General features: G+C 59.5%; 17 protein-coding genes, 1 tRNA gene and 1 pseudogene. 11 read left to right on the forward strand and 8 right to left on the reverse strand.

Annotated features, from left to right (window positions below; all coding sequences use genetic code 11):
• Positions 1-15 precede the first annotated feature (15 nt).
• Both gatB and NB311A_RS18180 read left to right on the forward strand, forming a co-directional pair.
• Positions 16-1,500 carry an Asp-tRNA(Asn)/Glu-tRNA(Gln) amidotransferase subunit GatB gene (gene gatB / locus NB311A_RS18170; RefSeq protein ID WP_009800129.1) on the forward strand — a complete coding sequence of 495 codons (1,485 nt, stop codon included), beginning with the start codon at positions 16-18 and terminating at the stop codon, positions 1,498-1,500.
• A gap of 1,440 nt (positions 1,501-2,940) precedes the next feature.
• The gene (locus NB311A_RS18180; protein ID WP_009800131.1) at positions 2,941-3,207 is read left to right on the forward strand and encodes a hypothetical protein; all 267 of its coding nucleotides are present in this window, start codon (positions 2,941-2,943) and stop codon (positions 3,205-3,207) included.
• On the opposite strand, the pseudogene NB311A_RS18185 reads toward NB311A_RS18180, so the two are convergent.
• Positions 3,197-3,613: pseudogene (locus NB311A_RS18185) on the reverse strand (IS481 family transposase); the annotation flags it as partial. The gene NB311A_RS18180 and the pseudogene NB311A_RS18185 overlap by 11 nt on opposite strands.
• A gap of 166 nt (positions 3,614-3,779) precedes the next feature.
• Here NB311A_RS18185 and NB311A_RS18190 point away from each other — a divergent pair.
• On the forward strand, positions 3,780-5,168 hold the full coding sequence (locus NB311A_RS18190) for an Nramp family divalent metal transporter (RefSeq protein WP_009800133.1): 1,389 nt from the start codon (positions 3,780-3,782) through the stop codon (positions 5,166-5,168).
• A 122-nt stretch (positions 5,169-5,290) separates the two neighbouring features.
• Here the strand turns inward: NB311A_RS18190 and NB311A_RS18195 are convergent, their stop codons facing one another.
• From NB311A_RS18195 to hemB, 3 genes are all read right to left on the reverse strand, one after another.
• Positions 5,291-6,070, reverse strand: a complete 780-nt coding sequence (locus NB311A_RS18195; protein ID WP_009800134.1) for an arginyltransferase — start codon at positions 6,068-6,070, stop codon at positions 5,291-5,293.
• Positions 6,071-6,151: 81 nt separating this feature from the next.
• Positions 6,152-6,691 carry an RDD family protein gene (locus tag NB311A_RS18200; protein WP_040676002.1) on the reverse strand — a complete coding sequence of 180 codons (540 nt, stop codon included), beginning with the start codon at positions 6,689-6,691 and terminating at the stop codon, positions 6,152-6,154.
• A 130-nt stretch (positions 6,692-6,821) separates the two neighbouring features.
• Positions 6,822-7,883 carry a porphobilinogen synthase gene (hemB, locus tag NB311A_RS18205; protein WP_040675975.1) on the reverse strand — a complete coding sequence of 354 codons (1,062 nt, stop codon included), beginning with the start codon at positions 7,881-7,883 and terminating at the stop codon, positions 6,822-6,824.
• Positions 7,884-8,048: 165 nt separating this feature from the next.
• Here hemB and NB311A_RS18210 point away from each other — a divergent pair, with 165 nt between their 5' ends.
• The 3 genes from NB311A_RS18210 (at position 8,049) to NB311A_RS18220 (ending at position 10,000) form a co-directional block, all read left to right on the forward strand.
• The gene (locus tag NB311A_RS18210; RefSeq protein ID WP_040675978.1) at positions 8,049-8,513 is read left to right on the forward strand and encodes a DUF6163 family protein; all 465 of its coding nucleotides are present in this window, start codon (positions 8,049-8,051) and stop codon (positions 8,511-8,513) included.
• 429 nt (positions 8,514-8,942) lie between these two features.
• Positions 8,943-9,455, forward strand: a complete 513-nt coding sequence (gene ldtR, locus NB311A_RS18215; RefSeq protein WP_009800139.1) for a transcriptional regulator LdtR — start codon at positions 8,943-8,945, stop codon at positions 9,453-9,455.
• 242 nt (positions 9,456-9,697) lie between these two features.
• Positions 9,698-10,000: an antibiotic biosynthesis monooxygenase gene (locus tag NB311A_RS18220; protein WP_009800140.1), complete on the forward strand. Its 303-nt coding sequence runs from the start codon at positions 9,698-9,700 to the stop codon at positions 9,998-10,000.
• Between the two features lie 106 nt (positions 10,001-10,106).
• On the opposite strand, the gene NB311A_RS18225 is transcribed toward NB311A_RS18220, so the two are convergent.
• The 3 genes from NB311A_RS18225 to NB311A_RS18235 form a co-directional block, all read right to left on the reverse strand.
• Positions 10,107-11,252 (reverse strand): AI-2E family transporter, encoded by a 1,146-nt coding sequence (locus NB311A_RS18225; RefSeq protein WP_009800141.1) that lies wholly within the window; start codon positions 11,250-11,252, stop codon positions 10,107-10,109.
• A gap of 150 nt (positions 11,253-11,402) precedes the next feature.
• A complete protein-coding gene (gene glnA / locus NB311A_RS18230) occupies positions 11,403-12,812 on the reverse strand; it encodes a type I glutamate--ammonia ligase (protein WP_009800142.1) in 1,410 nt (469 codons plus the stop codon).
• Between the two features lie 251 nt (positions 12,813-13,063).
• Positions 13,064-13,402 (reverse strand): P-II family nitrogen regulator, encoded by a 339-nt coding sequence (locus NB311A_RS18235; RefSeq protein WP_009800143.1) that lies wholly within the window; start codon positions 13,400-13,402, stop codon positions 13,064-13,066.
• Positions 13,403-13,748: 346 nt separating this feature from the next.
• Here NB311A_RS18235 and NB311A_RS18240 point away from each other — a divergent pair, with 346 nt between their 5' ends.
• Positions 13,749-15,248, forward strand: coding sequence for a bifunctional ADP-dependent NAD(P)H-hydrate dehydratase/NAD(P)H-hydrate epimerase (locus tag NB311A_RS18240; protein WP_009800144.1), 1,500 nt, complete (start codon positions 13,749-13,751; stop codon positions 15,246-15,248).
• 17 nt (positions 15,249-15,265) lie between these two features.
• Here the strand turns inward: NB311A_RS18240 and NB311A_RS18245 are convergent, their stop codons facing one another.
• Complete coding sequence (locus NB311A_RS18245; RefSeq protein ID WP_009800145.1) at positions 15,266-16,606, reverse strand: multicopper oxidase family protein; 1,341 nt, start codon at positions 16,604-16,606, stop codon at positions 15,266-15,268.
• Positions 16,607-17,042: 436 nt separating this feature from the next.
• Between NB311A_RS18245 and NB311A_RS18250 the strand changes: the two genes are divergently transcribed.
• The 4 genes from NB311A_RS18250 to clpX all read left to right on the forward strand — a co-directional run bounded on the left by NB311A_RS18250 (position 17,043) and on the right by clpX (position 21,380).
• Positions 17,043-17,127: transfer RNA gene (locus tag NB311A_RS18250), tRNA-Leu, on the forward strand.
• A gap of 152 nt (positions 17,128-17,279) precedes the next feature.
• Entirely contained in the window at positions 17,280-18,641 is a 1,362-nt protein-coding gene (gene tig, locus NB311A_RS18255) for a trigger factor (protein ID WP_009800146.1), read from the forward strand.
• Positions 18,642-19,017: 376 nt separating this feature from the next.
• A complete protein-coding gene (locus NB311A_RS18265; RefSeq protein WP_009800147.1) occupies positions 19,018-19,656 on the forward strand; it encodes an ATP-dependent Clp protease proteolytic subunit in 639 nt (212 codons plus the stop codon).
• Between the two features lie 449 nt (positions 19,657-20,105).
• Positions 20,106-21,380, forward strand: a complete 1,275-nt coding sequence (clpX, locus tag NB311A_RS18270) for an ATP-dependent Clp protease ATP-binding subunit ClpX (protein WP_040675983.1) — start codon at positions 20,106-20,108, stop codon at positions 21,378-21,380.
• The last annotated feature ends 179 nt before the right edge of the window (positions 21,381-21,559 follow it).

The following is a 21,559-nucleotide window of genomic DNA, read 5'->3' on the forward strand; positions in this document are numbered from 1 at the left end:
GAGTAAAAGCTGCGTATGAACGCACCTGTCAAACCGTCCAACCTGATCAAAGGCGCAACCGGCGACTGGGAGATGGTGATCGGGATTGAAGTCCACGCCCAGGTCACCTCCAACGCGAAGCTGTTTTCCGGCGCCTCGACCGCCTTCGGCGGCAATCCCAACAGCCACGTTTCGTTCGTCGATGCGGCGATGCCGGGAATGCTGCCGGTCATCAACGGGGAATGCGTCCGCCAGGCGGTGCGGACCGGCCTCGGACTGAACGCCAGGATCAACCTGCGGTCGGTGTTCGACCGCAAGAACTACTTCTATCCCGACTTGCCGCAGGGCTATCAAATCAGCCAATACCAGTCACCGATCGTCGGGGAGGGTGAAGTCGTCGTCGATCTTGCTGACGGCACGAGCTTTACGGTCGGGATCGAGCGTCTGCATCTCGAACAGGACGCCGGTAAATCGCTGCATGATCAGCACGCGGATATGAGCGCGATCGACCTGAACCGCTCCGGCGTAGCGCTGATGGAGATCGTATCCAAGCCAGACCTGCGCTCATCTGAACAGGCCAAGGCCTATGTGACGAAACTGCGGACGATCCTGCGCTATCTCGGCACCTGCGACGGTGACATGGAGAAAGGCAACCTCCGCGCCGATGTCAATGTCTCCGTGCGCCGGCCGGGCGAGCCCTTCGGCACGCGCTGCGAGATCAAGAACGTCAACTCCATCCGCTTTATCGGTCAGGCGATCGAACACGAGGCGCGCCGCCAGATCGGCATTCTCGAGGACGGCGACAGCATCGATCAGGAAACGCGGCTGTTCGATCCTGACAAGGGCGAGACCCGCGCGATGCGCTCCAAGGAAGAGGCGCACGACTACCGCTATTTCCCGGATCCCGACCTGCTGCCGCTGGAGTTTTCGCAGTCCTTCGTCGAGGCGTTGAGAGCGGATCTGCCGGAATTGCCCGACCAGAAGAAGGCGCGCTTCATCGCGGATCTCGGCCTGACACCGTATGACGCCGCGGTGCTTGTCAGCGAGCATGAGTGCGCCAACTTCTACGAGTCTGTTCTGGGCGGTCTTGCGGATGCGCGACGCGATGGGAAAGTTGCCGCCAACTGGGTGATCAACGAACTGTTCGGACGCCTCAATAAAGAGGGCTTGAGCATCGCGGCGTCGCCGGTATCGGCGTCCCAACTCGCTGCGATCATCGACTTGATTGGCGAGGGAACCATCTCCGGCAAGATCGCCAAGGATCTGTTCGAGATCGTTTGGACCGAGGGCGGTGACCCGCGGGTGCTGGTGGATGAGCGCGGGATGAAGCAGGTCACCGACATGGGTGCGATCGAGAAGCTGGTCGCCGACATCGTCGACGCCAACCCGGACAAGGTCGCGCAGGTGCGCGCCAAGCCGCAGATGATCGGCTGGTTCGTCGGTCAGGTGATGAAAGCGTCCGGCGGCAAGGTCAACCCGCAGGCGGTGAACGATCTGCTCAAGACCAAGCTTGGTCTATAACCTTCGACCGCCGGTTCAACTCCGCGCGCGGCTGCATTCCTCACACCGACGATTTGCTGCCGCGCGAGCCGGCCGTAACGAGCCTCGACGAGCTTACGCCGATTGCTTTCGCAACCCGCTCCAGCATGCCGGTAACGCTCGGCCGGGCGATGAGAGCGGGATCGGGTTTGCGAATCGAATTTCGCGATTCGCAAAACCAATGCGTCGTGGCGGGCGCCGAACGGCGGCGTTCAAGGCTATCCATGAAAATATTTTTATTGCCAAAAATTGCGACTCGGAGTCCGCACCCATATCGACTTCACTGGCGCGGTGACTCGATGCGACGCGTGCCGCGTATCCGTCGCTGATTTGTTGAATGCAGAATATCGTTGCGGCGCAGTCGTTTCCTTAAAAATTTTGAAAAGCGCTTGCGCTGACTTTCGCGTCTTGTCGGCGTCGCTCATCAACGAGTCTCCGCATCATGGTGATGCGCGCTGCCGTCGTGCCGCCGTGAGACATCAACACTTCCTTAAGCGAGACGCTGTTTTTTTCAATATGTTGGTGTATTCGAAGAATGTGCATCTCTGATTCCCGAGTGCATGTAGCGACTAAGCCATCTCACTAACTCTGGAGGGCAACATGGCGAAGAAAGCGAAGAAGGCGAAAGCTAAGGCGAAAACAAAGAAGGTGAAGAAGACGAAGAGCGCAGTGAAGAAAACTGCGAAGAAGACCCGCAAGGTCGCCAAGAAGAAGAAGTAAGTTCGCCTTGGAATCGCCGGCAGCTTGATGCCGGCGACGTTGTAGAAGCCGAAGAGAGTTTGTTTCCAAGGCAGATTCGGTTCGGGCTTCGGCGACGAGAGAGGGTGTCGGCGAGACATCAGGTCAAACGGTCGGATCGTCGTTTCGGAACTCCCCCGCAACAACTGGTCCGAAGGAAGAGCGCGATGGGTTTCATCGCCGGTCTTCGTCGACGCGGATATCAAGGTCCGCGATCACCGGCAGCCTTGGCTGCGGTGAGAGTTGGTCCTGACGTGTTCACCGACGCCCTCGTCCAGCCGCTGGCGTGGCTTAGCCCCGGCGCTGCCGTTTCTCATCATCTTGCAGTTGACTATCGCGGGAATGCCGCGGAGCGAGGCTCGCGGGCATCCGGCCTTTTATTTGCGCGCGTGGTCGGCTGGCTGGAACGATGGTTAGCAGTTTCTCAAATGTAACAGTAAATCGAATCGTGTAAAATCGCGAAAAGTCCCATTAAATAAAGGCTTTTCGATCCGGCGTAACTTCTTTCCGGAATTAGTATTCACGTTCGATTCATCGCAATACTTAAACTGCTCTTCAAATTTAACCTCCATGATCCGTGTGTCTGGACGGCACGCCGGCAAACGGCGGCTGGATCCGGCGGGGTGCTGACAGGTGGATGGGGCCGCACGCGAAGCAGGGCGGCAATTAAAAAGGATCAGAGGGATGTTTCAGGGGCAGATCGACTTTGAGACGGCGGTGCCAGTAAGCGCTGACGCCATTCAGGATATTCTTTTCGAGCGGGGCCTGTACTGGGCGAGCGGTCGGGCCGGCCTGGTCGATCTGGTGGCCGCGCATAAATGGTTCAATCTTGCCGCGCTCAAGGGGCACACTGAAGCGGGCGCGATGCGCCGCGAGGTTGCGGCGCTGATGTCCGAGGCCGAGATTGTCATGGCGCAACGCGACGCGCGAGCCTGGATGGCAGTGCACTGAGCTGCTTTGCCGCAACCGTCTTGCCTGCCTCCTGGCAGAGTTCGGCGCAGGCGAACTTCGAAGTGCGGTCGATGGCCATGAACAGGCGCAGCTTGCCCTCGGCCGTCTGGACCTCGGCGATGTCGATGTGGAAGTAGCCGATCGGATAGGCTTTGAACTTTTTCTTCGGCTGCTTGTCGCCTTCGAGATCCGGAAGCCTGTTGATCCCGTGACGGTGCAGGCAGCGGTGCAGTGAAGAGCGCGTCAGGTGCGGGATCGTCGGCTGAAGCGCGTGGAGGCAATCATCGAGCGGCAGCAGCGTGTGGCTGTAACGCTTCGATAGCGCTCTCAGGCTCTCTTCACTATTTTGTATTGCTCGACGGATTGCCTCTGTCGTCGTGGCGCTTCCGTGGTGAACCTGGCCCACAGCGCATCCTTCCATCCCAGCGAAAGAGTGCAGATAAGCGACGAGTCTGTTTCAACGCAGTTGGAAACAGACTCTCGCGTCGCGAGACGGCGGCAGCGTCACATCCCTCGATAAATGCATTTGCAAACGAGTTGCAATAAAAATATACTTGGTCCATACCGGGTCAATGGATGTGAAGGCACCTTCATTGACACCTGAACCGGTACCGGAGCCGTCGCAGGGCCCCCTTTTGGATACGGTTGGCTGGCATTCGGAAGCGTCGGTCCGCCCAAGCCTTGAAGAGGTCCATGCGACGGTGCGGGTTCCCGCGGGCGGGCACTGGCTGCGCCGTCTTTTTGCCTTTGCCGGGCCCGGCTACATGGTCTCGGTCGGGTATATGGACCCCGGCAACTGGGCCACCGATATCGCGGGCGGCTCGCAGTTCGGCTACACGCTGCTGTCGGTCATCCTGCTGTCGAACCTGATGGCGATCCTGTTGCAGGCGCTTGCCGCCCGGCTCGGTATCGCCGCTGGCCTTGATCTTGCGCAGGCGTGCCGCGCCAGCTATTCGCGGCCGGTCAACTTCATGCTCTGGCTGGCCTGCGAGGCCGCGATCATCGCCTGCGATCTGGCCGAGGTGATCGGCACGGCGATCGCGCTGCAACTGCTATTTGGCATCCCCTTGATCGGTGGCGCGCTGATCGCGGCGCTGGATGCGTTTCTGCTACTGCTGTTGATGAATCGGGGCTTCCGTTTCCTCGAAGCCTTTGTGGTCGCGCTGCTGATCGTGATCGCTGTCTGCTTTGCGATCCAGATCGTCGCCGCCGCGCCGCCGGTCGCCGAGGTGCTGCGCGGTTTCGCGCCGTCGCGCGAGATCGTCACCAACCCGGAGATGCTTTACATCGCCATCGGCATCATCGGCGCGACGGTCATGCCGCATAACCTCTATCTGCATTCCTCGATCGTGCAGACGCGCGCTTACCCGCGAACGAAGGAGGGGCGGCGGAGTGCGATCCGCTGGGCCACCGCCGACAGCACGCTGGCCTTGATGCTGGCCTTGTTCGTCAACGCCGCCATCCTGATCGTGGCCGCCGCGGTGTTTCACGACAGCGGTCACACCGGGGTGGCGGAAATCGGCGACGCGTTCAAGCTGCTTTCGCCGCTGCTGGGTCTCGGCATCGCATCAACACTGTTTGCGGTTGCGCTTCTCGCCTCCGGCATCAATTCCACGGTGACGGCGACGCTCGCGGGCCAGATCGTGATGGAAGGCTTTCTGCATTTGCGGATGCCGATGTGGGCGCGGCGGCTCGTCACGCGCGGCATCGCCATCGTTCCGGTGATCGCCGTCACGGCCATCTACGGTGACAGCGGCACCGCGCAGCTTCTGGTTCTCAGCCAGGTCGTGCTGTCGATGCAGTTGCCGTTCGCGGTGATCCCGCTGGTTCGCTTCGTCTCGGACCGGCGCAAGATGGGCGACTTCGCGATTTCAGCCGGGACCGCCGCCACAGCATGGATCATTGCCGGCGTGATCGTGATCCTGAATGTGAAGCTGCTGTTCGATACGATTGGCGGATAGGACGCCAATGAGCGCGTGCGTTATCTGAAGGCGACGATTCGATCCTGGGTAACGTCTTGTGGCCCAAATGAGGAGAGCATTCGATGACCGTCAGCCAACTGACCGCTGCCGCCTCATCGGCGCTATGGCTGATCTGTCGCGTCGCCTGTCGATTGACTGTTCTCATCCACACGCAGCCAGCCCGTGGGCGCAAGGCGCTGCTGCGGTAGGAAGCGGCCTTTGTAATCCATCTTCCGCGATCCCTCGATCCAGTAGCCGAGATACACATAGGGCAGGCCGAGTTGCCGCGCGCGAGAGATGTGATCGAGGATCATGAATGTGCCAAACGAACGGTTCTGTTCGGACGGCTCGAAAAATGAATAAACCATCGAAAGACCGTCGCTCAGCACATCGGTGAGCGCCACTCCCACGAGATCGCCGTGTTCGTTGTCGCTGCCCACCGGACCGCGCCGGCGATATTCGATGATGCGGGTCTCGACGTGGCTGTCTTCCACCATCATGGCGTAATCGAGCACGGTCATATCGGCCATGCCGCCGTGGCGGTGACGCTGGTCGAGATAGGCGCGGAATATCGAATATTGCTCCGACGTCGGCATTGCGGGACGCAGGTTGCCGACGATGTCGGCGTTGCGCGCCAGCACCCTGCGGGAACTGCGCGATGGCCGAAATTCATCTGCGATCACCCGCACGGAAATGCAGGCCCGACACTGGTCGCAAGCCGGACGATAGGCGATCGACTGACTGCGGCGAAAGCCGCCATGAGTCAGCAGATCGTTGAGTTCGCCTGCCTTTTCACCCACCAGGTGAGTAAAAACCTTGCGTTCGCTGCGATCGGGCAGATAAGGACACGGCGAAGGCGCCGTCAGATAAAATTGCGGGGTATCTCGCGAGTGCTGGGTCACGGCGCCTTGTCAGCCTCCGAAACGGATTGTGTTTCAACATCGCGCTCCCAGGGCCGACCGTCAATCCGGGTCGCCGCGATATCAATAGCTTCCATATGGTTGCGCAACTGTCGCAAGGTCCGAATTGTTGATGATGACGGTTCCCAACAACATGTCATGCAACATGCGTCGCCGGTTATTGAACAGGCCGACCAGCAGGATAAGCGGCGTAAACATCGACACCGAAATCCAGAACAGGATCGCATGCATTGCGCCGAGCACGAAATAACTCGGCTCGCCGGACCATGTGCGCATTTCCAGCCCCATGGCCCGCATCCCGATGGTCGCCGAATGCGGTCCGCCAAGTGACGCGCCGTAGTAGACGACGGCCCAGATCAAGGAGGCGGGTGACACCAGCCAGAACAGCGCCCAACCGAGCCCGAGCGTGACGACGCCGAACACTGCGATGAAAATCACCCCAAGGATCACGGGTATCGAAAGCACCAGCAGATCGATCAGAAACGCGAAAAAGCGCCGGATCAAGACGCCGCGAAATAGCTCGGGCTGCATCCAGGGATCGAACGCATGCCGCTGGAACTCGGCAGAATTTCCATTCTGCGCATTGAAGCCACCATCGACCATGTCCAATCCTCCAAGGCGTTCAGCCACGATATCCCGCGCCATCCCTCGACATGGCGACGTGCCGCAGGGGTTGCAAGTCCCAGAGGCTGAGAGGGGTGTACGGAACGATCGCAGATGGCCAGTGGGGACGTCAGCCGTTTTGTTTCAGCTTCTCCGCCGCCGCAGCAGCAAAATAGGTGAGCACGCCGTCGGCGCCGGCGCGTTTGAAAGCAACGAGGCTTTCCATCATCGCCCGGTCACGGTCAATCCAGCCGTGGCCAGCGGCCGCGGCGATCATCGCGTATTCGCCGGAGACCTGGTAGGCGAAGGTCGGCATTCCGAACGTGTCCTTTACGCGCCGCACGATGTCGAGATAGGGCATGCCGGGCTTCACCAAGATCATGTCGGCGCCTTCGGCAATATCGAGTTCGACTTCACGCAGCGCTTCGTCGGAGTTGGCGCTATCCATCTGATATGTGCGCTTGTCTCCGGTTAGCGCCTTGGCCGAACCGATGGCGTCCCGGAACGGGCCGTAAAACGCGGACGCATACTTCGCGGCATACGCCATGATCTGAACATCGATGAACCCGGCCTCGTCGAGAGCCCTTCGAATCGCACCGACGCGGCCGTCCATCATGTCGGACGGAGCAATGATATCGCAACCGGCTTCCGCCTGCACCAGCGCCTGCTGGACCAGCACCGCAACGGTCGCATCGTTGAGTATCTTTCCGTCCTCAACCAGACCGTCATGGCCATGACTGGTGAAGGGGTCGAGCGCCACGTCGCAGAGCACGCCGAGGTCCGGAAATTCCCGCTTGATGGCCCGGACCGACTTGCAGACCAGATTCTTGGCATTGAGGGCTTCGCTGCCGGAAAGGTCTCGCAAGGCGGGGTCCGTGTAGGGGAACAGCGCGATGCAGGGGATGTTCAGCTTGAGCGCCCGTTCAGCGTCACGCACGCACTGATCCACGCTCAGTCGGTCAACCCCGGGCATCGAGGGAATAGGCGTCCGTCCATCGGCGCCATCGGCGACGAACAGCGGCCAAATGAGGTCGTCGGTTGTCAGAACGCTTTCACGGACCAAGCGGCGGGCCCATTCCGCCTTGCGGTTACGACGAAGCCGGGCCACGAGATCGAGCGGAGGTGCGCCGATCGCGGCATCGCGGCGGGGTCCATCCCGCATTTCAATGGGGCGCCCGTATTTTATCGCCATGTTGCCGCCGCTCCTGAAGGCCAGAACCCAATTGGATTTTTGTAGCACCAGGAACCGGCTTCGTCACCGCGCTCATGCGCCTCGATGCAATGCAATTGATTTTATGGTTTTGGAAAGTCATGAATCGGTCTCGCATGGCCGTTGGTTCCGATTGTGAGCATCCAGATGTCTAAAACCTCATCGCGTGAGCAGATCCCGCGAGATCAAGCCATATCGGTGGCAGGAAGTTCGGCGACACGGACAGAAACCGACGAAAATCTCTGGACCCGGCGACTGGTCCTGTTTCTGCGTGTCATGGCGATGCTTTCGCTCGCCTTTGGGCTCTATCATTGGGCTCAATTGACCGGATTCATCGGCGGCGAGGACGACGCCTTTGAGAACCAGACGGTGGCCTGGCAGGCGGCGACGGTCTACTTCGCCGTGATCGAGCTTGTGGCGGCCGTGGGCCTATGGCTAGCCACGCCATGGGGGGCTGTCGTGTGGCTTACCACGGTGGTCTCGATGGCGGTGGTCGAACTAATGTTTCCGGCGATCTACGGCGGCCGCCTGGCCATCGTCGGATTGGAGACTGCAATGCTCACGGCCTATCTGGCGCTGGCATGGATGGCCGCGCGCGAACGGCCGCCATAGATGAGAAACGCGTCGAGCGTTGGGTCGATATAAAAGCGTGGTTTGAACTGCAGCGGCCTCGCCGCGGGACATCGTTATTTCCTGGGGAGGTCAGGTAAAGTTTTCCGAGAATTTTTTGCAGTAAGAATTCGGTCACCCTAACGGTCCGGTCATCTGTATTGACCGAATATTTCAGATCTGGGCGAACCTGTTTCTGAATGCAACAGGAGCTGCACACGAAGCGTGAACAAGCTCCGCGGAAACGTCAATGAAAGGTTGCAAAACGCCTTTATCTGACGGTTTAAGCGTGGATTCACTGTCTTAAATTCATGATGTCTTTATTGTCTTATTTAAGCTGATCTTCAAACGCCTCCCCTAAGGTCTCAGCTATCAGGCGGAACACAAGTTTCGTCGAATAAGTCGAAAAAAACGACAACAGGGGATGTCAACATGAAAGCCGTTGCGAAGGCTCACGAGCCCGCGGAACAGATCGCCGGCCAGGCACCGGTGCAGTCGCTCTATCTCGAGGCGTTGACCTTGGTTGAGCGACTGCATCGCAGACTGCTCGATGTCATCAAAGATGAATTCGATCGTCGCGGTCGGGCCGACATCAATTCGGTACAGGCACTTCTTCTCTATAACATCGGCGACAAAGAACTTACGGCTGGCGAATTGCGGACCCGCGGCTATTATCTCGGCTCCAACGTTTCGTACAATCTGAAGAAGCTCGTCGAGCTCGGATTCCTCGATCATCAACGTTCGCGCGTTGATCGCCGCTCGGTGCGAATCCGCTTGACCGCGCAGGGTCAGGAAATCCGTCGCATCGTCGATGCGCTTTATCAAAAGCACGTCAAGACGGTCGAACAGGTCGGCGGCATTTCAAACGAGGAGTTCGCAACGCTGAACAAGTCGTTGCACCGCCTCGAGCGCTTCTGGACTGACCAGATTCTGTATCGGCTCTGAGCTTTCTCCGGAACTGGGCGAAGCCGGCGCCAAGATCGGCCGCCCGTTCTCGGATATTCTGAACGCGATAATCCCCGCATTATACGCATCGGCCCGGCCCGTCCGGCGCCGGTGCGCTTTGTCGTTTTGTGGTGCGAGTGATAGCAGCGCTGGCTGCCGCGGCCTGAAATGCTGTTTGCCGTTCGCTTCACGGTTACGGTCGATTGCGATACAGACGGAGAGCACATGAAAGGTCTGCTCACATGATCACTGAAATCGCGCAAATCGAGATCAGGCCGGGCAGCGAGAAGGATTTTGAGGCAGCGATGTCGCAGGCTCAAATGATCTTTAACCGCTGCAAGGGCTGGAAGAACTTTGAGTTGCATAGGTCTATCGAGAGACCGTCACGCTACAGGCTGCTGATCAAATGGGAAACGCTTGAAAACCACGTCGTTGATTTTCGCGAATCCTCAAATTTCATCGAATGGCGCGCGCTGGTCGGGCCGTTCTTCGCTTCGCCCCCTGAGGTCGAGCACACCGAAACGGTGGCGACTTCCAGCATCTGAGGGGCCGGATAGATAGAGCCTTTCCGCTTTGGATTGAATCAGAAGCGGGACTCCATGATGCGACGCGTTCTCTTCGCGAACCGGTGTTCACTTCGCTCGAAGCGCATTAGCTTTGGGCGGGCGCGGTTTGATCCGGCCAGACGTGGTTCAGCACCACCTTGATGACCGCAATCAACGGTAGCGCCAGCGCCAGACCCCACACTCCGAACAGCACGCCCAGGAAAATTTGTGCCGCGAACAGCGTCGCCGGCGGAATGCTGATGGCATGGCGCTGGATCAGCGGCGTCAATACGTTGCCTTCAAGAAATTGTACGGCGAGATAGAGCATGAAGGCGCTGATGATCGCGGTGAGTCCAGAGCCGAGGCTCGCCAGCACGATGAGAGCACCCGCAAGGATGGCGCCGACATTGGGGATGAACGTCAGGAGCCCGGTAACGAAGCCCAGCACCAGCGCGCCGGGAATGCCGATCAGGGTCAACCCGATCCATGTCAGCAGGAACAGCGTGGCCATCGTAGCCATTTGGCCGAGCAGCCAGCGGCGCAGCGTCTCGCTGATGTCGTCGATGAGGCGCGTTGCCTTGGGTAATCGCCGTGTCGGCACGAAACGCAGGATGCCGTCTCGATAGATTTTGGGCTGTGCCGCCAGCAGCAACCCAAGGAATATGACGATGAAGAAATTCCCGACGCCCTCAAAAACATGAGCCAGAATTTTGATGGTCTGACTGACGATCGCGCCGGTTCCGGAAGCGATGGTGCTGGCGTCGGGAAGTTTCGGGCCACGCGACGGCGAGGCTGATGTAGTGGGCGTCGGCAGGGTATCGACATCAATTGGCCCCGTTCTGGTGCCCACGTTGAGGAAGCTGGTATCGATCCCCTGCTTCTCGAGAAAATCCTTGGCGTTACCCAACTGCGCACGGAGAGTCGAACTCAAGGCCGTAACCTGTTGGGCGATGGTCGTGCCGCCGAGCACAACCACACCGGACAACAGTCCGGTGAACAGGATACAGACGATCACCAGCCGCAGGGTTTGATTGCCGCCGAATATCCGGCGCAGCAGATCGGCCATGGCCGTGAGGAACACCCCGAACAGAATTCCAGCGAACAGCATCAGCAGCGTCGCTGCCGAATACCACGCCAGTGCGAGGGCCGCGCCGAAGGCGACAATGCCGATGCCGCCGGACGCGATGGAGCGGGCAAGAGACCGCCGTTCGAAGCCCTGACCGTCAGGCGAACCGTCCACGTTGAACCTCACCGATTCCCAAAGCAGGCACTCTTTCCGCAAACGCCGCAGGGATCAAGCGGGCCGCGACCTTGCGAGCCACGACCATCAACAAAAAGGGCGCCTTGTGATGGGCGCCCTTCAGATTCTCGAAAGCTGCGGGGAGGCAGCGCAGGTTGCCGGTTACAGCGAGTAGTACATTTCGAATTCGACCGGATGCGGCGTCATCTCGAAGCGCTCCACCTCGGTCATCTTCAATTCGATGAAGGCGTCGATGAAGTCGTCGTCGAACACGCCGCCGGCCTTGAGGAAGGCGCGATCCTTATCGAGGTTTTCCAGCGCTTCGCGCAATGAGCCGGACACCGTTGGAATCTGCTTCAGCTCTTCTTTCGGCAGATCGTAGAGGTCCTTGTCCATGGCGGGGCCGGGATCGATCTTGTTCTTGATGCCGTCCAGGCCTGCCATCAGCATCGCCGCGAAGGCGAGATAAGGATTGGCCATCGGGTCGGGGAAGCGAACCTCGACACGCTTGGCCTTTGGCGAGGTGGTGTAGGGGATGCGGCAGGAGGCGGAGCGGTTGCGCGCCGAATAGGCGAGCAGCACCGGTGCCTCGAAGCCCGGGACCAGCCGCTTGTAGGAGTTGGTGGATGGGTTGGTAAAGGCGTTGATCGCCTTGGCGTGCTTGATGATGCCGCCGATGTAGTACAGACAGGTTTCCGACAGGTCGGCGTACTTGCTTCCAGCGAAAGTCGGCTTACCGTCCTTCCAGATCGATTGATGAACGTGCATGCCCGAGCCGTTGTCGCCGTAGACCGGCTTCGGCATGAAGGTGGCGGTCTTGCCGTAGATGTGCGCGACCTGATGAATGCAGTATTTATATATCTGCATCTGGTCGGCCATGTAGGTCAGCGTATCGAACTTCATGCCGAGTTCGTGCTGGGCGGATGCCACCTCATGATGGTGCTTCTCGACTTTCACGCCCATGCGGGCCATGGCGCCGAGCATCTCCGATCGCATGTCCTGGATCGAGTCCTGCGGTGGAACCGGGAAATAGCCACCCTTATTGCGGATGCGATGACCTAGATTGCCTCCTTCATACTCGGTATCGGAATTGGTCGGCAATTCGGAGGAATCGAGCTTGAAGCCGGTGTTGTAAGGCGTGGTCTGAAAGCGCACGTCATCGAACACGAAGAATTCGGCTTCCGGGCCGATGTAGATCGCGTCGCCGATGCCCAGCGATTTTACCATCGCTTCGGCTTTCTTCGCGATCCCGCGTGGGTCGCGGTTATAGGGCTCGCCCGTGGAAGGCTCCAGGATGTCGCAGGTGATCACCATGGTGGTCTCGGCGAAGAATGGATCAATCGACGCCGTCGCCGGATCGGGCATCAGCATCATGTCGGATTCGTTGATCGCCTTCCAGCCGGCAATCGATGAACCATCGAACATCGTGCCTTCGGCGAAAAACTCTTCGTCGACCATGCTGACGTCGAAGGTAACGTGCTGCCACTTGCCGCGCGGATCAGTGAATCGCAGATCGACGTATTTTACGTCGTTGTCCTTGATTGATTTCAGGACGTCATTGGCGGTTTTCATAAATGCCCCTTGTCTGTGCTGGTCTTCGTAACCGGCGGCACGAAGCGGCCGTCGGTATGGCTTGTGTGGATGGCGTTCTCAAAGGGTCTAGTGATCCGATTCTAACATTCGCATCCCGTTTCAGCGTGCCTTCTTGCGAAGGTGAGAATCGAAGGACCACTAGCAAATATAAGTTGCTAGTGGAGTTTTGAATTTGACATTCGCATCCGCGACGCGCGGCCGAATGGGTCGCGAATGTCAAATTCACTCCACTAGATTGCGTCGAGGCCGGATTCTCCCGTTCGGATCCGAATAGCCTCTTCGATATTGGATATGAAGATCTTGCCGTCGCCAATGCGGCCGGTTTGGGCGGCGCGTCTGATGGCCTCGACGGCTTTTTCGACCAGGTCATCGCCGATCACAATCTCGATTTTGACCTTGGGCAGAAAGTCCACCACATATTCCGCGCCGCGATAGAGTTCGGCATGTCCTTTCTGCCGGCCAAAGCCTTTTGCTTCGATCACGGTGATACCTTGCAATCCGATTTCCTGAAGAGCTTCTTTTACTTCGTCGAGCTTGAATGGCTTGATGATGGCTTCGATCTTTTTCATTGAACGTCTCCTGGCGCTTCCAATGTCCAGCCAGTGGCTGATGCGCGCACGCACCGCCGCCTGCAGCAGCGGTCATGCACTGGATTTCGGACGGACAAAAGTCGCGGGACACGCTTCATTGCCTGCCAGTGGACACACTGGTCGAATTTTCCCCTTCAAAGCAGGGTTTATGCCAATACGCAAATGTGCAGGAAATATCCATGCTATCAAAACGATTAAGAGGATTTGGACATATCTTAGGAGAGCTTCCGAATAGCGGTCAGCCTATAAATTAGGCGTTGCGTTTATTTTTTGTGCAGCGATGGGCCCCGCTAGGCCGGCAGCTTATTGTGTCGGATTTGGGATCATGGAGATTCTGACGACTGGCGAAATGGAGCAGGCCGACCGGCTCGCAATCGCGGGAGGCGCGTCGGGTTTTGCTTTGATGCTTCGGGCGGGACAGGCGGTCGCGAACGCCGCCGCCGACCTCGCGGAGGAGGGGCCGGTTCTGGTTATCACCGGATGCGGCAACAACGGCGGTGATGGGTTTGTTGCTGCTACAGAATTGGCGGCGCGCGGCTACGACGTTTCGGTGATCTCGCTGTGCGAGCGAAACAGCCTCAAGGGCGATGCCGCGCTCGCTGCAAAGGGTTGGAAAGGGCCGGTGCTGCCTTGGGACCCCTCCGCACTCGGTTCGCCCGCGCTGATCATCGATGCGCTGTTCGGAGCAGGCCTCAATCGGCCGGTCAGGGGTGACGCCCGTGTGATGATCGAGGCTATCATCGCCAACGGCGCGCCCGTGCTCAGCGTCGATCTGCCGAGCGGTATTAACGGCACCACCGGCACAATCATGGGCGCGGCGATACGTGCTACCGAAACAGTGACGTTCTTTCGCAAGAAGCCGGCACATCTGCTGCTGCCAGGCCGGATGCATTGCGGCCGGGTGCGTGTGGTCGATATCGGGATCGCCGATGTTGTATTGGATGAAATTCGTCCGATAACCTTCGAGAATATCCCGGACTATTGGCAGAGCGCGTTTCCGGTCCCGCGTATCGACGGGCACAAATATGTGCGCGGCCATGCCGTTGTCGTGTCCGGTAATCTGACATCCACGGGCGCTGCCCGGCTGTCCGCGCGCGGCGCGCTGCGGGCCGGAGCCGGTCTCGTCACAGTGCTCTCGCCGGACGATGCGCTGGGCGCGAACGCCGCCGCGCTGACTGCCGTGATGGTGCGCCGCATGAACGACGCGGCCGGCTTCGCGGAATTCCTGGCGGATCGGCGTCTCAATGCCTGCATCATCGGTCCGGGCGCCGGGATCGGCGACGAAACCCGCGCCCTTGTGTTCACGGCCCTTGCAGCGGGGCGGGCGATGGTGCTCGACGCCGACGCGCTGACGAGCTTCGCCGATACCCCGGATCGCCTGTTCGAGACCATCAGGCAGTCGGGAAGCTCCGACATTGTCCTGACGCCGCACGAAGGCGAGTTTCATCGTCTTTTCAGTGAGATGAATAATAAACATCCACTTCGATCAAAACTTGAGCGGGTGCGTGGTGCGGCGCAGCGTTCGGGAGCGGTGGTCCTGCTCAAGGGGGCTGATACGGTGGTGGCTGCGCCGGACGGCCGCGCGACGATTGCGGCCAACGCCCCGCCATGGCTCGCGACGGCAGGCTCGGGCGACGTACTGTCCGGCATGATCGGCGGACTACTGGCGCAGAATGTGCCGGCCTTCGAGGCGGCGTGCATGGGGGTCTGGATGCACGGCGAGGCGGGGCAGGAGGCGGGACCGGGAATGATCGCCGAGGATTTGCCGGAGGTTCTGCCCGCGGTCTGGAGGCGGCTCTACGATCGGTTCGGGATTGACTATTAAGATCATGATATGTCAGGCTATTCCACCGAAAACCAGCCGACTTTCCGGGGCGCGCTCCATTCCACGGCCATGGACTCGATCAGCCAGGCTCCGGCGACGTCGGCGGCAAAGGCGATGCGCTGGGTCTGCCCGGTATCGACCAGCACTGTGTCCAGCCAGAACGGTTTCCACCCATCGTCGAGCCGGTCCAGCAGGCGGGCGTGATGACCGTGCAGGTGAAACACCATGGGTGTTGCTGTCGTGTTTGCCAGCGCGAGCACGACGGTCCGGCCGCGCTTGACGCGGAAGGCGGGCGCTCTGCGCGTGCTAAAGTGCGCCGGCCGATCCCAAAGGGCTGGAGTTCCTTCAGATGAAGTCAGCGGCACGTCGACGCGTAGCGCGTTCCTGAGATCGAGCCGCGCGGGCAGGTTTGTGGACGGCAACGCAGGCGGCGCCGGCAGCGGCGCGGATCGCGCCTGCCCTTCGGCTGAAACATGAAGGCGGGCGATCTGACGCGGGTTGCCGCCGCCGTCATGCAGGACGATGGCCGATGTCGCTCCCGCCGGAAGCGCGGCATCCATAATGACGTCGATCCGGGTTCCCGGGGCGAGGACCAATCGGCCGTTACGCGCCAGAAACGGCTCCGCCGGTTGGCTGTCGATCGCTATGATCCATGCAGCCAGATTCTGGATTGCAATAGCGATTGCATTGCGTTGACAGGCATTAACGAACCTCATTCTGAGGCGTTCGTTGATGCGAAGGTTGAGGTCGAGCGACAGCTTCCCGTTCACTAGATAGAAGGGTGGTCCGACCTTCTTTTCGGTTGGGCCGGGCGCGGCAGGACGTCCTTCGGCGTCAAGCCGCCAGTCTTCGATCAGCATCACCTCGTCACGATCGACCTCTGTCGGCGTCGTTTCCTCGACGATCAGAGCCTGCGCGGGCGAGGGCTGCGGGAGACCGTCCCCCAGCAGGCGACCATCGCACAGAAAAGTCCCGGCTTGCCGTAACGGGAGCCGATAACGGTCCGCGCCGCCCGGCGGGATGAGAGGCCGAGCGGTCAATGGCTCGATGGCGGTCACGCCATCTATTCCGTGCCAGTTTAGAACCAACGGCGCCGGGAGGCCGTTGTTCACGATGAGGTCCATGCTCTCGCTTTGGCGGAAACGTGGGCTTTCGGAGGAGCCGTCGGTCCTCAGGGACCAGGCCGCGGGTTCATGATGATCCGGCCCAAGTGAAAGGGGGGCGGGCACCGCGTCGATAGCGTATACTTGCCGATCTTGCGATTGCGCGCGGATCGTGGCCGCGGGTCCCGCCGCGGCGGCTGCCCCGAAACCGGCCAGAAGATGCCGCCGGGTTAGTTGAATGGGACGAAGCGCCATTTGCCAATGCGGATCATGTTCGCCGGACTCTGTCCAGCAGCCTCCGGTAGGCCGAGGGAGGCCGAACGGCCATTTTTTTACTGCAGACGGATGCCGTCATGTTATAAGCCCGCCGCATCGAGCGCGTCGATGGCGGCGGGAGATGAACCCGGTGCCGTTGATGCCGTCGATGCACCTGATTCTAACTCGTTAGAGCATGAGGTCTACCGAAAGCCGCTTCGCATTTTTCCGCATCATGCCCGGCTCGCAGGCCGGATTGATGCGCAATGGTGGGCCAATTCTGACATTCGCATCCCGTTTTGGGAGGCATTTCCGCGAATGTTGAGAATCAAAAGCCCGCTAACCAACACAAAAGGCTCTAGTGGAGTTTTTGGATTTGACATTCGCTTTGCTGACTCCCAGCCAGATGGTAGCAAATGTCGAACCTACTCCACTGGCGGGCGTGGCGGAATTGGTAGACGCGCTGGATTTAGGTTCCAGTGACGAAAGTTGTGGGGGTTCGAGTCCCTCCGCCCGCACCAAGCGCTAAAGCGTTTGAGCAGAACGATTTCAGGCAGCTATCCGGGTTGGATACATGCCGGCCGTACACTGATGCAGGCGGTTGCGCCACGCATCGCCCGATTGACAATGATCCGGCGGTTCCTGCCGGACCGAGCGGAAGAAGATTGACGCCATGCAGGTGAACGAAACCCTCGCAGAGGGATTGAGGCACGAGTTCCAGATCAGCATCCCAGCCGCCGAAATCACGGCCAAGGCGGATGAGCGGCTCGTGGACCTCAAGGACAAGGTGAAGATCAACGGCTTCCGCCCGGGAAAGGTGCCGGTCAGCCATCTCAAGAAGCTTTATGGCCGCTCCGTGATGGTCGAGACCATCGAAGACACGATCCGCGATACGAATATGCAGATCGTCAACGACCGCGGTTTCAAACTCGCTGGCAATCCCAAGGTCACGATGCCTTCGGAGGAGAAAGAGATCGAGGATATCCTCGCCGGCAAGTCCGACCTCAGCTACAGCGTGGCGATCGAAGTCGTGCCGCCGATCGAACTGGCGGACTTCAAGTCCTTCACCCTCGAGAAGCCGGTGGTCGATGTGAGCGACGCCGACGTCGACGAAGCCATCAAACGGATCGCCGATCAGAATCGCACCTACACTGCCAGGGCGGAAGGTGCGAAGGCCGAGAATGGCGACCGCATAACCATCTCGTTCAAGGGCAAGATCGACGGGGAGCTTTTCGAGGGCGGGAGCAGCGAGGATATCCTGGTCGTGCTGGGATCGAACGCTCTTATTCCGGGGTTCGAAGAGCAACTGGTCGGAGCCGGAGTCGGCGAGACACGTACTGTCAAGGCCTCGTTCCCCAAGAACTATGCGGACTCAGAGCTTGCCGGGAAGGACGCCGAGTTCGAGACCACGGTAAGCCTGATCGAGGCGCCGCAGGATCTCAAGATCGACGATGAGTTCGCCAAATTGCTCGGTTTGGAAGAGCTCGATCAGTTGAAGCAAGTCGTTCGTGAGCAGCTCAGCGCGGAATTTGCCCGGGCGATGAGGCAGCACGTCAAGCGTGCGCTGTTCGATCGCCTCGACGAGACGCACAAGTTCGATGCGCCCCCGACACTGGTCGAGGAGGAGTTCGAACAGGTTTGGAAGTCCATTACGGCAGAGATGGAAAAAGAGAAGAAGACCTTTGCCGACGAGAACACCACCGAAGAAGAGGCCAAAGCAGAGTACCGCCGAATTGCCGACCGCCGGGTACGGCTCAGCCTGGTGCTCTCGGAGATTGGCGAAAAGAACGGAATCACGGTCGCCGACGATGAAATCAACCGTGCGTTGATTAGTCGCGCCCGCCAGACGCCGGGCCGTGAGAAGGAGATTTGGGATTACTATCAGAAGAATCCGCAAGCCCTGGCTCAGATTCGCGCGCCCCTTTTCGAGAACAAGGTGGTGGATTTCATTCTTGAACTCGCCACGATCACGGAAAAAAGAGTGACGCGCGAGGACCTCTTCAAGGAACACGAAGCGCATAGCAGCGAAATCTGATCAGACGCGCGTCGCGTTTGGAGGCGCTGCACTAAGGATATGGATCGAATCGGCGCCGGGGCGGTCCTGTCAGGCCGCGCGGGTTGCGAATCGGTCCGGCCCGGGAGCGGCCTTCGAGACCGCCGCGCCAGCCGGAGCTCGCTTCGCGGCGCGACGTTCCGTAACGAATCTCGAAATCGAAGCGCGCCAGAAAATAACGATACCGGAGTGGCTTAGGTTAAGTCTTGTCGCCAGAGCGATGAACTTATATTTGTGAGCCGTGCTTGCCGAGTCCTGCATTACGGGACATTCATCCGCACCGGAAGAATTGAAGACTCTCGGTTTCGTCTCGGATGTTCGTCGCCGCCAACCGCTGACACAAACTTTTGGGTGATCAATGCGCGATCCAGTGGAAACCTACATGAACCTCGTGCCGATGGTGGTCGAGCAGACCAATCGCGGCGAGAGGGCTTACGACATCTTCTCCCGGTTGCTGAAGGAGCGCATCATCTTTGTGACCGGGCCGGTCGAAGATACAATGTCGATGCTGGTCGTCGCGCAACTCCTTTTCCTGGAGGCCGAGAATCCGAAAAAGGAAATCTCGATGTACATCAATTCGCCGGGTGGCGTGGTGACGTCGGGGCTGGCGATCTACGACACGATGCAGTTCATTCGTCCGCCGGTCGCGACGCTCTGCACCGGACAAGCTGCATCGATGGGTTCGTTGCTGCTGGCCGCGGGCGAAAAGGATATGCGGCATGCACTGCCGAACGCGCGCATCATGGTTCACCAGCCATCCGGCGGCTTCCAGGGACAGGCGACGGATATTATGCTGCACGCGCAGGAAATCCTGAGCCTTAAGAAACGACTCAACGAGATTTACGTTAAGCACACGGGACAAACTTACCAGGCGATCGAAGATGCGCTGGAGCGCGACAAGTTCCTCACGGCTGACATGGCTCGCGACTTTGGCATCGTCGATAAAGTCATAGACAAGCGCGCTGAAGATCCGGCCGCACCGAAGGCTTCGTCATAGCGTATTCAAGGCTGGCGAAAGGAAAGGGCCGTTTGATCCGGTTCGGTTCGAATCACCGCGATGCGCGGCAATGGTTTCTGAAAAGTTCCTTTCCTTCCGCGAAGTGCCTCGATTGGCGTGATAATGGTGCGAAGCTGACCAAATTCGGCGAGGGGGGTCGCATCCCTGAGCCAAATCGGGCTATCGTTGCATTGCCGATGGCTTGCCGATTAGCGAATTCTTGAGAGTCCGGACGCCATGGTGTGGTTGCTGAGTTTCAACTGGCGGTATGCGCAGGAGAATCGCATGGACCCGCGATTCGCGCGGGGTTGAGGGCGTAGGGTCTTTTCTGATACGGACTCTGCTCATATGTAATCTTGTTGCGCCGGATATGCCGGATTGGAGCGGGTAAGTAGGCGGCAGGTGAGCAGGCGAACAGGCGGGATGGAACGCGTCGGACGGAGACAGGAATGAGTAAGGTCGGTACGGGCGACTCCAAGAATACGCTGTATTGTTCGTTTTGCGGCAAGAGTCAGCACGAGGTGCGCAAACTGATCGCGGGTCCGACCGTGTTCATCTGTGACGAATGCGTCGAGCTCTGCATGGACATCATTCGCGAGGAGAACAAGTCCTCGCTGGTGAAGTCGCGCGACGGCATTCCGACTCCGAAGGAGATCTGCAAGGTCCTTGACGACTACGTCATCGGGCAGGGCCACGCCAAGAAGGTGCTTTCGGTTGCGGTTCACAATCACTACAAGCGGCTTAATCATCAGACCAAGCACAACGACGTCGAGCTTGCGAAGTCGAACATCCTGCTGATCGGCCCGACGGGATCGGGCAAGACGCTGCTTGCGCAGACGCTGGCGCGTATCCTCGACGTTCCGTTTACCATGGCGGACGCGACGACGCTGACAGAGGCCGGCTATGTCGGCGAGGATGTTGAGAACATCATCCTGAAGCTGCTGCAATCTGCTGACTACAATGTCGAGCGCGCGCAGCGTGGTATCGTTTATATCGACGAAATCGACAAGATTTCGCGCAAGTCCGACAATCCCTCGATTACGCGCGATGTGTCGGGCGAGGGCGTGCAGCAGGCGTTGTTGAAGATCATGGAAGGTACGGTTGCGAGCGTGCCCCCGCAGGGCGGCCGGAAGCATCCGCAGCAGGAATTCCTGCAGGTCGATACGACGAATATCCTGTTCATCTGCGGCGGCGCGTTCTCTGGCCTTGAAAAGATCATCTCCGCGCGTGGACGCACCACGTCGATCGGTTTCGCCGCGCAGGTGCTTGCGCCGGAAGACCGCCGCACCGGCGAAATCTTCAGGCATGTCGAGCCGGAGGATTTGCTGAAGTACGGCTTGATTCCGGAATTCGTCGGTCGTCTGCCCGTAGTGGCCACGCTTGAGGATCTCGACGAAGCGTCGCTGAAAAAGATCCTGACCGACCCCAAGAACGCGCTGGTAAAACAGTATCAGCGGCTGTTCGAGATGGAGAATATCGAGCTGACGTTCGCCGATGAGGCGCTCGGCGCGGTGGCCCGCAAGGCGATCGAGCGCAAGACGGGCGCGCGCGGCTTGCGTTCGATTCTCGAAAGCATCCTGCTCGAGACCATGTTCGATCTTCCGGGCCTGGAAGGGGTCGAGGAGGTCGTGATCTCGCGCGAAGTGGTTGAGGGAACCGCGCGGCCGCTGTACATTTATGCCGACCGCTCTGATCGCGCGAGCGAAAGCAGCGCCAGCGCCTGATCCGGCGCGTGTTTTCCGGCCGTCTGGCGCCTCGCGGGCTGTTGGCCTCGAGGAGGTTATGGCTGTACGAGCGGACGGTCTCCTCAGGTTACAAGCCGCTGATTTCCTTCACTTGACACACCGGTGGTGGATGGCCACCTAATGCTGTCGGCGGCAGCGCATGTGCGTCGGCTGCTCAC

The organism is Nitrobacter sp. Nb-311A, from assembly GCF_000152905.1.
Lineage (GTDB): Bacteria > Pseudomonadota > Alphaproteobacteria > Rhizobiales > Xanthobacteraceae > Nitrobacter.

Excerpts from the sequence above, each read along its gene's own strand:
- gatB (WP_009800129.1), top strand. The coding sequence starts at position 16 with ATGAACGCACCTGTCAAACCGTCCAACCTGATCAAAGGCGCAACCGGC.
- NB311A_RS18180 (WP_009800131.1), top strand. The coding sequence starts at position 2,941 with ATGTTTCAGGGGCAGATCGACTTTGAGACGGCGGTGCCAGTAAGCGCT.
- NB311A_RS18190 (WP_009800133.1), top strand. The coding sequence starts at position 3,780 with ATGGATGTGAAGGCACCTTCATTGACACCTGAACCGGTACCGGAGCCG.
- NB311A_RS18200 (WP_040676002.1), bottom strand. The coding sequence starts at position 6,691 with ATGGTCGATGGTGGCTTCAATGCGCAGAATGGAAATTCTGCCGAGTTC.
- hemB (WP_040675975.1), bottom strand. The coding sequence starts at position 7,883 with ATGGCGATAAAATACGGGCGCCCCATTGAAATGCGGGATGGACCCCGC.
- NB311A_RS18210 (WP_040675978.1), top strand. The coding sequence starts at position 8,049 with ATGTCTAAAACCTCATCGCGTGAGCAGATCCCGCGAGATCAAGCCATA.
- ldtR (WP_009800139.1), top strand. The coding sequence starts at position 8,943 with ATGAAAGCCGTTGCGAAGGCTCACGAGCCCGCGGAACAGATCGCCGGC.
- NB311A_RS18220 (WP_009800140.1), top strand. The coding sequence starts at position 9,698 with ATGATCACTGAAATCGCGCAAATCGAGATCAGGCCGGGCAGCGAGAAG.
- glnA (WP_009800142.1), bottom strand. The coding sequence starts at position 12,812 with ATGAAAACCGCCAATGACGTCCTGAAATCAATCAAGGACAACGACGTA.
- NB311A_RS18235 (WP_009800143.1), bottom strand. The coding sequence starts at position 13,402 with ATGAAAAAGATCGAAGCCATCATCAAGCCATTCAAGCTCGACGAAGTA.
- NB311A_RS18240 (WP_009800144.1), top strand. The coding sequence starts at position 13,749 with ATGGAGATTCTGACGACTGGCGAAATGGAGCAGGCCGACCGGCTCGCA.
- NB311A_RS18245 (WP_009800145.1), bottom strand. The coding sequence starts at position 16,606 with ATGGCGCTTCGTCCCATTCAACTAACCCGGCGGCATCTTCTGGCCGGT.
- tig (WP_009800146.1), top strand. The coding sequence starts at position 17,280 with ATGCAGGTGAACGAAACCCTCGCAGAGGGATTGAGGCACGAGTTCCAG.
- NB311A_RS18265 (WP_009800147.1), top strand. The coding sequence starts at position 19,018 with ATGCGCGATCCAGTGGAAACCTACATGAACCTCGTGCCGATGGTGGTC.
- clpX (WP_040675983.1), top strand. The coding sequence starts at position 20,106 with ATGAGTAAGGTCGGTACGGGCGACTCCAAGAATACGCTGTATTGTTCG.